The 11,454-nt window shown below is 44.1% G+C and carries 8 protein-coding genes; 5 read left to right on the top strand and 3 right to left on the bottom strand.

Annotated elements, in window-relative coordinates:
• Positions 1-45 precede the first annotated feature (45 nt).
• The 3 genes from C161_RS15715 to C161_RS15725 are packed head-to-tail and all read right to left on the bottom strand — an operon-like array spanning position 46 to position 3,708.
• Positions 46-1,167: a Ger(x)C family spore germination protein gene (locus C161_RS15715; RefSeq protein ID WP_036671338.1), complete on the bottom strand. Its 1,122-nt coding sequence runs from the start codon at positions 1,165-1,167 to the stop codon at positions 46-48.
• Positions 1,164-2,252: a GerAB/ArcD/ProY family transporter gene (locus C161_RS15720; protein ID WP_036615569.1), complete on the bottom strand. Its 1,089-nt coding sequence runs from the start codon at positions 2,250-2,252 to the stop codon at positions 1,164-1,166. Before C161_RS15720 ends, C161_RS15715 begins: the two co-directional genes overlap by 4 nt.
• Positions 2,245-3,708: a spore germination protein gene (locus tag C161_RS15725; RefSeq protein WP_036671341.1), complete on the bottom strand. Its 1,464-nt coding sequence runs from the start codon at positions 3,706-3,708 to the stop codon at positions 2,245-2,247. Before C161_RS15725 ends, C161_RS15720 begins: the two co-directional genes overlap by 8 nt.
• Positions 3,709-3,940: 232 nt before the next feature.
• On the opposite strand from C161_RS15725, the gene C161_RS15730 reads away from it, so the two are divergent.
• The 5 genes from C161_RS15730 (at position 3,941) to C161_RS15750 (ending at position 11,449) form a co-directional block, all read left to right on the top strand.
• Entirely contained in the window at positions 3,941-6,241 is a 2,301-nt protein-coding gene (locus tag C161_RS15730; RefSeq protein ID WP_036671343.1) for a copper amine oxidase N-terminal domain-containing protein, read from the top strand.
• Positions 6,242-6,357: 116 nt separating this feature from the next.
• Positions 6,358-8,643, top strand: a complete 2,286-nt coding sequence (locus tag C161_RS15735) for a preprotein translocase subunit SecA (protein WP_036671344.1) — start codon at positions 6,358-6,360, stop codon at positions 8,641-8,643.
• A gap of 20 nt (positions 8,644-8,663) precedes the next feature.
• The gene (locus C161_RS15740) at positions 8,664-9,419 is read left to right on the top strand and encodes a class I SAM-dependent methyltransferase (RefSeq protein WP_036671345.1); all 756 of its coding nucleotides are present in this window, start codon (positions 8,664-8,666) and stop codon (positions 9,417-9,419) included.
• Positions 9,420-9,618: 199 nt separating this feature from the next.
• Positions 9,619-10,566 carry an ABC transporter permease gene (locus C161_RS15745; RefSeq protein ID WP_036671347.1) on the top strand — a complete coding sequence of 316 codons (948 nt, stop codon included), beginning with the start codon at positions 9,619-9,621 and terminating at the stop codon, positions 10,564-10,566.
• 13 nt (positions 10,567-10,579) lie between these two features.
• On the top strand, positions 10,580-11,449 hold the full coding sequence (locus C161_RS15750; protein WP_036615551.1) for a carbohydrate ABC transporter permease: 870 nt from the start codon (positions 10,580-10,582) through the stop codon (positions 11,447-11,449).
• The last annotated feature ends 5 nt before the right edge of the window (positions 11,450-11,454 follow it).

Consider the following 11,454-nt stretch of genomic DNA (forward strand, 5'->3'; position numbering starts at 1 on the left):
CTCCCAAATGGAAGAGAGCTTTCCCAATTGCACGACAGCATGTTATTAATTTAAAACGCCACTGCCGACTATTGTAACCTTTACTTCCGGGTGAAAACGAACTTGGGCATATTCTTTATTCCAGTTTAGGCTTTTCCATAAGTCCGGGTAATGGGCAATTAAATGTCTGCCAATACCGAAGGAATCACAACCACTTTGCTGAAGTGTCTTGATAATTTGTTCTGCGTCCTGAGTCATGTCATCGGATAACTGGCTGTTCAGACGTTCAATCGTGTCCTTTTCCTGAAGATGATTCATTGCATACTCAACGATCGTTACTGGAAGTTCGATACGGAGGTTCACATCAATTTGGCTATCACTTGCCACCTTTACCGCAAGTTTGCGCTTAATTTGTGCGATATTCGCTTCATAAGTGACATAGTTCCGTGGGTTGTTGGAAGGCCCTGGGTGAACTTTTTTGACAAAGCGCGCCGCTTTATTCCATTTACCACTCATAATAATGTATAGGGGAGCCTGTTCGGTATTGAGACTGCCACTGAACCTTTGCCCATGAAACAGGGCGATTCCCCGAGCATCAATCTCCTCTCCATCCTTATATAGATAAGGCAGTGTAAAATCCTGTCCCGGATCCAGCATGGGAGGGAGAAGGGTCTCTAACGTCATTTCCGGAAAAATACATAATTCCTCCAGACTCTTAATTTTTTTGGTAATAAAATCACCAATTAATATGCTGCCAACTTTTTTTTGGTGTAACAGATCTCCGGCATCGCCATCCACAATCGCAATTTTCACATGTGAGGTTGGGTAATCGGGTTCCCGATATAAGACGTCCAGGTAGGGATAGATATCATTTTGTGCGAGTTTGTTGCCGTATAAGATCATCCCATATTTGAAAAACCGGATATCACCAGTCACTTTAGCACGAATTCTATCTGTACTTTGACGGACGGATCTCCCGGTGCCTGAGTGGACTTCATTACCGCTGCTCCCTTGTTGACTCTCAGAATCATCGACAATTTCAAGCGTCTGTTTAATTTCACCCTCTGAGGTGATGTCAAACGCCGAAGCATTAGCCAGTCTTGCATCTTTTAAACTATCCTGATCCCAACATCCCGTCATCACCATGAGCAGGGTCAGCAGGATGAGGATTTTCCCCCGTTTACTCATATCATCTTCTCTTTTCGTTTCATTATATAAGATAGAACCAACAGGAGCAGAGGCAGGATCATGAGAAAAAAGTATGCCGATCTGTTGGCTATCGTACTAATTAACTCAAGTTTTTCCTTCTGTTGTGGCAGATACGCAATTATGCAAGAAGCAAGAACGACATAAGGCACCGCTTTTTTATGGTGTTTTTGTTTGAAGAGATAACTTATACCATAAGATGCTGTATAGTAATAGCCACATATGGCCCCGAAAATTGAAATTAACCAGATAGGGAGGAACAGGAAATCGGCCCGATCCATTGTCCCGAGTGGGATAGAGCGGAGCAGATAAATAACCGGTTCAGGCATTAAGTCAAGTTGCTGGGGGCTGAACGCCGTTGAACAAATGAACACGGTGAATGCATACAACACCACAACTACAGCACTTGCTAAAGCAACAGACTTGAGTTTGCCACCGCTGCTACCTTCAACCATAGGAAACACAACGAGAAAAAACTCGAATCCAAACATAGCCATTAATGTTTCGGTTGATCCACTAATGATATTGGGCCATCCTGCTTCGGTTAAAGGCAAAAGATATAACAGATTGACTTCCTTGAGTCCATAACTGATCAATACCATCATGGGCAAGACCAAAAAGGAGATGAGTACCAGTACTCGGGCAATGATTCGTAATTTTTGCCGAACCAAATAGATACTGCTGAACAAGAAGAGGGCTAATATAGCCCATCGAGGCGTATCCTGCAGCATCCAGCGGTTAATCACACTGTAGGCGTTCACCAGAACAGAAGTACCCATTAACAGGAAATATCCAACGTAGGCAATGATCAGCAACTTGCCAATCCATTTCCCCGTGATCAGCGTTACAATGTCATAAATGGATGAACTCGGGAATCTTCGCATCAAAAGCCAGCACAACAATATGACAAGTTGGATCAGGAACCCTCCAAGGAATACAGAGATCCACCCACCGCCTTTAGAGAGAAGGTGTATACGGTAAGGGAGGGACAAGATATCTACACCAATTTCAAATTTCAAAATGAGCAAGAATAATTGTCCCCGAGTAATTGTTGTTTCCTTATTCACGTTTTTTCCAACTCCTAGAGAACTTCTGCTGATTCAGCCGCTGCGGGCGGGCATCATGAGGACGCCCGCGAAGCGCCCAGATGGGAAATCGAATCCATACATCCTTCATGTCGGCTAATCTGAAAGGGGCCACTGGAGCAAAATAAGGCGATCCGAAGTTTTCCATCTTACAGAGGTGAATGGTTAGAATCACCAGACCAAATGCGATGCCGATATATCCAAAAAGCGCCGCTCCAATCATCATTGGAAAGCGGAGAATACGGACTGCCGAACTCATCTCATGCGAAGGCACCAAAAACGACGAGATAGCGGTTAGTGAAACCACAATAATCATTGTATAGGATACAAGCCCCGCACGAACGATAGCATCTCCGATAACCAAACCGCCAACGATGCCGATGGTCTGGCCCACTCGGCTGGGAAGTCGGACCCCGGCTTCTCTTAATACTTCAAAGATCAGTTCAAGCAACATTGCCTCTACAAGTGCAGGAAAGGGGATGTTCTGCAATGATTTCTTGATTGTGTGCGCCAGTTCGATCGGTAAAATAGCGGAGTGAAAAGAGATGGTTGCAATATAAACAGCAGGTAATGTAAAAGCAATGACAAAACTCATCATGCGAATTAAACGTAAAAAGGAACTGACAATCCAGCGACCATGATAATCATCCGGACTTTGATAAAAAGCAAAAAACGTAACTGGAGCGATAAGAGCTGAAGGACTTCCTTCCGCAAGTATGGCGACACGTCCTTCCATCAAGTTGGCAATAACCCGGTCAGGCCTTTCTGTATTGAGCTGCTGGGGAAACAGAGAGAAGGGGTTATCCTCCATAAACTCTTCAATAAAACCTGGAGCGAGCACCATATCTGAAGATATGGACGTGATTCGCTCTTTTACTTCGTTCACTAACTCCGGATTGGCCAAGTCCTGGAGATATACAACTGCAATTTTGGTATGTGTCTTCTCGCCGACGTTAAAATATCGAACGATTAAGGATGGACTAATAATTTGTCTACGGATCAGATTCAAATTAACCGAAAGCTGCTCTACGAATCCATTGTGCGGCCCTCGAATAACGCCTTCATTCTCCGGTTCGGTTGTGCTTCGGACATACATTTTCTCGGTAGAAAGAATGTAAAACTCCGGGTACCCATCGATTATGTAAAGACATTTCCCTTGAATAAGTGAATCTATTCCACGTTGCAGATCCGTATCTTTTCGACTTTCGAAAGTGGTGAACGATGGGTAGATTTCCGAATGAGCTTGGCCATTCAGTGCTGTTAAGACATGTGTTTGAATGATCTCCTGATCTACAAGTGAATCGATATAGAGAAGCACACTCTGTACACCATTAAGTAGAAGCTGTTGTTGTTTCAAATCGTCAGTACAGTAGAGGGACTGTTCCACATAAGAAATATTCATTTTTAATACAGAGAAAGCCTGATTGGTTGGGGTCATTGATCCACCTCTTTATAAAATGCGACATGAATTATCTTGTGCAAAATCAAGACTATTATGCAACAGGCGCTTCTTATTCAAAGAACTTATAACCAAACATTGAAAAAATAGTTGCACATAAATCCATAATTTACAATTCAATTAGAAACTTTTTCCTAAATCTAGCGTCTAATACTATGACTTTTTGAGGGGTTATACATTACTAGAGAGTAGAAGGAGCCAAAGACAACACATGAATATGAAGAAGAAATTATCCATTTTTACCGCTTTAGCCGTTTTTCAAGCATTTGCAGTCGGTTCTGTGAGTGCGCAATCAGCACCGCAAGGTGACACCGCGTCAGTAAACACAGCCAATGTAGAATCAGTTGAGGTGTTACAGCAAGAGCAGCCGATTGCAGAGCGTGAAGTGAAGACGGAGAGCAATAACAAATCTATCAATACTCCGCCCACTGAAGCCAAGGACACTCAAACCTCAACCGGCACTGAGGCAACACCTAAAACAGATAGCGAGAAACCTGCATTGGATGGGGGAGAGACCCCTGCAAACGAAACGGGTACAAAAACTGTAGTTCAAGAGGAAACCCCTGAGAAGGTTGAAACGCCAGCTACGCCTGCTCAGATAGAGCAACCATCCGTTGATGGGACGTCTCCTGCAGTAGCAGGTGGAAATCTGACGTTGTACATGAATAGCAACAAAATGGAGCAGGATGGAAAAACGTATCTTGCTGGACAGCCAATGGCTGTAAAAAACGGTGTATCCTATGTTGCAATCCGTGCGCTGGTTGACCGTGTGGGATATGGCGTCAAATATGATAACAAAACCAAGGAAACCATCATTATTAGTGGTGAAGATGAACTCCGATTCAAAACTAACAGCAAGGACTATACGGTAAATGGAGAGACCAGAACGATGAAAGGCCCTGCTTATCAGCAAAAAAGTACATTCATGGTGCCGTTAACTTCCATTACTCAAGCTCTGAACATCACCTATAAAGTGAATCAGTCGGCTAAAACGGTTGTGTTGAATCTTAATACAAAACCTGTTGCAAGCTTTACCATTTCCCAAAAGGAAATTTTTGCGGGTGATCAAGTAGACTACGTGACTTCTTCCAGTTCACCTAATGGAATGGATATCGTTGACGAACGCTGGACTGGTCGCCAGGATTCATTTGATCAAGCAGGTACATATACGATTTCATATCAAGTACAGGATTCCAATGGTCAATGGAGCGATCCCTATTCAACTACGATTGAAGTTTTGGCTCCTAATCTTCCTCCTGTAGCCATGTTCGCCACGGATAAAGAAGAGTATAAAATGGGCGAAAAAATAACATACACAGACCAAAGTACAGATGATGAAAATAATATTGTTAAAGCGGCGTGGGAGAACAATTCACTTGCGTTCTTTGAACCGGGTCCAAAAACCGTGACTCTTACGGTAACTGACAATCACGGTGCTACGAACACGTACTCCAAAGTCATCACCATAACCAATGAGACCTTATATTCATTTACCGATTTTAATTTACTCTTCACGCCGGTAGGACAGAAATTCACCTTTAACGGCGGCGAAGTGACTACGATGGAGAAAGTGCCTTATACTTACATGGATGAGCCAAGTTTGCTGATCCGCAGTAACAGTCCGGAAACTGTGAATACGGAAGGCATTGTATATAAAGAATCATCTTCGGGGCAGACCCGTTTCATGATTCACCACGTGAACAATACAGGCAAAAGAGTAAAAATGTATGTGATTGCAACCAATAACAATCCGAATCCGGCAGTATTTGAACAACAGAATATGGGCTTTGCCGGACCTACACCGTATGCTACCGTAGCTGGGAAATTGTCTATTGATAAATGGTTCAAGTCGATTCAGACTGGAGCGGATCAAAAGAAAGAGTACCTTCAACCTGGGGAAAGCAAACTGATTTTGACCGAACTTAATAAAACGCCGATGAAAGAAGGACAAGTCATCTCTCTCTATTCGGACGCTTATAGCGATTATTCCTTAGACTATAACGTTATCCTGGTGGAAGAAAATAAAGATCCGTTCGAGGCTCTGCCATTGCTACCTGTGCTTGATCGTGACGGAGTGCACAACCGTGGTACGTACCCGAATGCGACTCGCGTTATAAAGTACGATGAGCACGTGGGAATCAAACCTGCCCGTCTGCCACTTGGTGACAATTCAAGCGATCCCAATCTGGTAGGAACAGATCCGATGGCATACACAGACGCATCCAATGCGGGTAATTTTGGCGTATTGTACAAAATCACGCTGACCAATGTTGCACCGCGTACGCTTATCTCCTTTAACCCTCGTGGAGGGAAGTACTCCGGAGTAGCTCTAGTGAACAATCAGTTGGTATCGATTGCCGAAGGTAACGTTGCGGTTGCCAATTCAAGTGAACAAAGCGTGCTTTACCGCACCGGTTCAACTGGAGAGAGCGTGACCATTCTATTCTCTGCCGCACCAGGAAGCAACCTGCCGGTCAATCTGCTCTTTACACCACTCCCATCGGAGAAGTAATGTAGGTTTCTCTTATAACGAATGGTTTGGTGGCACTTTAATCATCGACAAAAAAGACTCCATATGGAGTCTTTTCTTTTCACAACTTATTTCTACTAAGGAGGAATCAAATTCCGATGAATGTAGTCGTCAAGTTGATACGTGAATTCAAAGAGCGAGATAACCGGCGTTTGTTGAAGGATTATCGAGACAAAGTGGAGCTTATCAGGAAACGGAACTTGGAAGTTTGGGATGATCAGCACCTGCAAGCGGAATCTCTTCGGCTGCAAGAAGAAGCAAGATCAGGCAAGCCTTTGGATGATCTGCTTGTTGATGCTTATGCTCTAGTCTGCGAGGTTGCGAAGAGAACACTCGGATTACAGCCTTATGATGTCCAGATTATGGCTGCTATCGCTTTGCACGAGAGATTTTTGATCGAGCAGCATACCGGTGAAGGAAAAACACTCTCTGCCGTTATGCCTGTTTATCTCAACGCTTTGACAGGCAAAGGCGTTCATGTGCTTACTTTTAACGACTACTTGGCAAATCGAGATGCGGCGTGGATGGGCCCGATCTATCGCTTCCTCGGGTTAACGGTAAGCTCGGTTCAATCGGGCATGAGCCTATTCGAGAAACGGGAAGCTTACGCCAAGGACATAACCTATGTTACAGCTAAAGAAGCAGGGTTCGATTATTTGCGCGACACAATAGCATTCAATGAAGCTGATACCGTGCATCGTCCTTTCCATTACGTCATCGTTGACGAAGCAGATTCGCTGCTTCTTGATGAAGCGCGGGTGCCACTAGTCATTAGTGGCGATTCGAGTGCTTCCAAAAGTGATGGCGTTCTTTTCGCAGAAGTGGCCCGGCAGCTGCAGCCAGGAGAGCATTACGATTTTGACGAGTTCCAGCGGAACGTTTACTTGAATGAAGCGGGTGCTGCAAAAGCAGAGTTGCTGCTGGGATGTGGCAATTTGTACGATAGCCATAACAGTCATTGGTTAACGTCATTGAATTGTGCGCTGCATGTGGAATCGTTATTAAAAAAAGACGTTGATTACATCGTCAGGGACGGTGTAATCGAGCTAATCGAAGAACACACCGGACGTGTGGCCGAGGACAGGTATTTGCCGGACGGGCTGCAAGCTGCGCTGGTGGCAAAAGAAGGGTTGCAGTGGAAGGCAGGTGGGAGAATTCTCGGCATGATCACTATTCAACATTTTATTAGCCTGTATTCGGGAATTTGCGGAATGACGGCTACGGCGCATGCTTCAGCAATGGAATTTGAGGATATCTATGCGCTGCAAGTCGTGCAAATACCGCCAAACCAGCCAAACATACGGATCGACCACAAACACCGAATTTACACCCATAAAGAAGCCAAATATAAGGCGCTTGTACAAGAAATCTCTTCCGTCCATAGGGTAGGACGCCCCATTCTTATTGGTACGTCAAGCGTCGAGGAATCTGATATGCTGGCGGAGGCGCTTGCCGCTGCTAGCGTACCTTGTCAGGTTCTGAATGCCAAAAACGATGCAAAAGAAGCCGAAATCATCGCTAAAGCGGGAGAAATAGGCGCGGTAACGGTATCTACGAATATGGCAGGGCGCGGCGTCGACATTCGTCTCGGTGGCGGTAATCCCGCACAAGCAGAAGTGGTTGCCAAACTGGGCGGATTATACGTGATAGGTACATATGTGAACGAAAGCATGCGGATTGACGACCAGTTGCGCGGACGTTGCGGCCGCCAAGGTGACCCTGGGTCTTCCGTATTTTATATTAGCCTGGAGGACGAGTTGATGCTTCGCTTTGGCATTCATAGACTGTTTCGCGCCCCAAATCAGGACGAGGTTCTTGATGATCCGGCGCTCCGTAGCAAAATCGAGCATATTCAGCGCGTTATTATAGGTCAAAACTTCGATATTCAGCGGGAATTGAACTGTTATTCGGATATGGTGGAGGATCAGAGGCGAATTCTATATGAAGAACGGTTCGGAATTTTGAAAGCTGAGAGACTGATGAGTCCATCGGAGCGGCGTGTACGGCTTTTTTATATCGACGAGTTCTGGGCTGACCATCTGGCATACGTTTCTTACATTCGTGAAAGCATTCATCTCGAGAGCATTACCAGTCGTAACCCAATCGACGAGTTTCATACGCAAATCACCCAAGCATTCGAGCAAATTCCGGCTAAAATAGATCATGAGTCGGCAAATATGCTTAGAAAACTTGGAGGTTCGAATGATCCCGAGAAATGGGAACAGTTCGGTCTGAAGAGTCCTATTTCGACTCGAACCTATATGATCAACGATCAATACAGCCAAGATAAGCGCAGCTCATGGACCGGAACGACGGTATTTGCTTTTTGGGGCAGTAAGATTTTGAAGCTATTACTGAAGCCAGTATATAGGATGTCAAAATAGTGATGGGAGCGTGACGATCGATGAACAATAGAGAACGGTTTTCGAGCCGGGTCGATTCGTATTTGAAATACCGCCCGAGTTATCCAAAAGAGGCTATTGACTATTTGTACGACGTCGTTGGTTTACATGTGAACAGTAATATAGCAGACATCGGTTCAGGTACTGGCATCATTTCAAAACTACTTCTGGAACGCGGAAGCCATGTAATCGCGGTGGAGCCAAATCAGGCAATGCGGGAAGCCGCCGAGCAAATGTTAGAAAGTAATCCGAAATTTCAGAGTACATCAGGTTCTGCAGAATCTACAGGATTACCTGATCAGTCGGTTGATTTTATTGTCTGCGCTCAGGCATTTCACTGGTTTGATCGCTCCGCAGCCCAAATCGAGTTTCGCAGAATTCTACAGCCGGGTGGGAAAGTAATACTCATCTGGAATTCACGTCTTACTAACGGTACTCCATTTCGTGAAGAGTACAATCAACTGCTCCATACATATGGAACCGACTACGGAAAAGTTAATCATAAAAATATTTCTCAGGCGATATTGCTCTCTTTTTTCAAGGAAGGTTCAATGAATGAAATGCGATTCAAAATGAGTCAGGAGTTCGATTTCGAGGGATTGAAAGGCCGGTTGTTATCATCTTCTTACAGCCCTGTACCCGGGCATGCAAATTACGATCCAATGATGACAGAACTACGGAATTTATTTGATAAAAATAATCAAGAGGGTATTGTTGAATTCGATTATGAAACTGAGATTTTTTGGGGAGAAGTATAAATACGCCATTTGAAAGTCGCTATTATAGCGGCTTTTTTTTATTTTAGTAGAACAAGTTCTTGTCTCACCTGCCGGGATTAGCTGTTGGAACGAGCCAGGCACACTTCCTTAAAATCTTATAAGAAATTCTTGATATTTCAGAAATTTATCCGATAGGTGGGTGCTATTATACAAATACAAACAAAGACGAGGTGATGAAATGCAAGCAAAGTTGGCAGCGGACGCCATTCCCATCTCCAAAAAGCGAAAGACATGGATAAGGACGATACAAAAGCACAAAGTGATGTATGCTCTCTTATTACCAGCCTTAATTTACTTTGCGGTATTCAAATACATTCCTATGGCGGGAATTATGATTGCTTTTAAAAACTACAACCTGGCTTTGGGACTATGGGACAGCCCATGGGTGGGATTCAAAAATTTTACCGATTTTATGAACGGCGTTTATTTCTGGGACATCATGAAAAATACGATTGTTATATCTCTGTATAAGCTATTGTTCGGTTTCTCCGCGCCCATTGTACTTGCTTTACTCCTCAATGAAGTGTACAGCCAATGGTTTAAGAAAATCGTACAGACGATCACTTATTTGCCTCATTTTCTATCATGGGTCATTGTGTATGGAATTATGGTAGCCTTACTAGCCCCAGGCGACGGTCTCTTTAACATGATTTTGAAAGATTTTGGTGTTGAACCCATCTCGTTTCTAACGGAACCTGCCTGGGGCAGAATGCTGATCATCTTATCTGAAGTATGGAAGGATATTGGATGGGGGGCGATTTTGTACCTTGCCGCCTTGGCAGGAATCGATCCAAGCTTATATGAAGCGGCTCGAATGGATGGCGCATCCAAATGGAGACAGCTCTGGCATATCACGTTACCCGGTATTCGAGGAGTCATTATTCTGATGCTGATTCTTAAATTAAGCCATATTCTGGATGCGGGTTTTGACCAAATATTCATGTTTGCCAACACCTTTAACCAGGAGAAGATCGATATTATCGACACATGGGTATACCGGGAAGGGTTGGAGCGTCTTAAGATTGGCTTGGCTACTGCTGTAGGATTGTTTAAAGCTGTCATCGGATTTGCTTTAGTGTTGGCAGCGAATAAGCTCGCCAAAAAATTCGATGGGCAAATCTGGTGAGGTGGTCTTTAGAATGATCCATATGACAATCGGGGAAAAAGTCTGGCAAACCGTCGTTTATGTAGTTCTTATTATATTATCCCTACTGTGCGTGCTGCCCTTTCTATATGTGGTTGCTGTCTCCGTAACACCAGAATCGGAAGTATTAAGAAGAGGGATTGTGATTATACCAGAATCCTTTACCTTTCTGGCCTATAAAGAAGTATTCATTTCTCATGGGATCTGGCAGGCGTATAAAATTACGTTGTTCCGAACGATTGTAGGGACTGCGTTAAACGTGTTTTTTACGGTAATCGCGGCCTACCCGTTATCCAAAAAATATTTGCCCGGAAGAAGTCCATTTTTACTCTTCATTGTGTTTACCATGATGTTCAGTGGGGGATTAATTCCGACTTATTTACTAATCCGCTCTTTGGGATTGTTAAACAGTCCTTGGGTATTGATCATTCCAAATCTCATTAGTGCATTTAATCTGGTGATCATCAAAGGTTTTTTTGAACAATTACCTGGTGAAATTGAGGAATCAGCGAGGGTAGACGGTGCCAGTGAACTTCAGACGTTATGGCGGATCATTTTACCCCTGTCCTTACCCGTCCTGTCCACCATTTCCTTATTTTACGCAGTCGGGCATTGGAACAGTTATTTTGATGCTATTGTATATATCAATGATTCCAACTACATGCCACTTCAAGTGATTTTGCGCAACATTCTGCTTAACGTTGCAACTCAAAGCGCTGATTCGCTCGCCAATTCCGGGGCTGTCAGTACGTTCGCTGTGCAGATGGCTACAGTTGTTGTAACTACAGTCCCGATATTGATCGTTTATCCATTTTTGCAAAAGCATTTTACCAAAGGTGTACTCCTGGGATCCGTTAAAGGATAAAAGGT

Origin of the sequence: Paenibacillus sp. FSL R5-192 (assembly GCF_000517845.1) — a bacterium.
In the GTDB taxonomy this organism is placed as follows: Bacteria; Bacillota; Bacilli; order Paenibacillales; family Paenibacillaceae; genus Paenibacillus; species Paenibacillus amylolyticus.

What these genes read in the sequence shown, in the direction of transcription:
- C161_RS15735 (WP_036671344.1), top strand. Translation starts at nt 6,358, where the DNA reads ATGAATGTAGTCGTCAAGTTGATACGTGAATTCAAAGAGCGAGATAAC.
- C161_RS15750 (WP_036615551.1), top strand. Translation starts at nt 10,580, where the DNA reads ATGATCCATATGACAATCGGGGAAAAAGTCTGGCAAACCGTCGTTTAT.
- C161_RS15730 (WP_036671343.1), top strand. Translation starts at nt 3,941, where the DNA reads ATGAATATGAAGAAGAAATTATCCATTTTTACCGCTTTAGCCGTTTTT.
- C161_RS15725 (WP_036671341.1), bottom strand. Translation starts at nt 3,708, where the DNA reads ATGACCCCAACCAATCAGGCTTTCTCTGTATTAAAAATGAATATTTCT.
- C161_RS15715 (WP_036671338.1), bottom strand. Translation starts at nt 1,167, where the DNA reads ATGAGTAAACGGGGGAAAATCCTCATCCTGCTGACCCTGCTCATGGTG.
- C161_RS15740 (WP_036671345.1), top strand. Translation starts at nt 8,664, where the DNA reads ATGAACAATAGAGAACGGTTTTCGAGCCGGGTCGATTCGTATTTGAAA.
- C161_RS15745 (WP_036671347.1), top strand. Translation starts at nt 9,619, where the DNA reads ATGCAAGCAAAGTTGGCAGCGGACGCCATTCCCATCTCCAAAAAGCGA.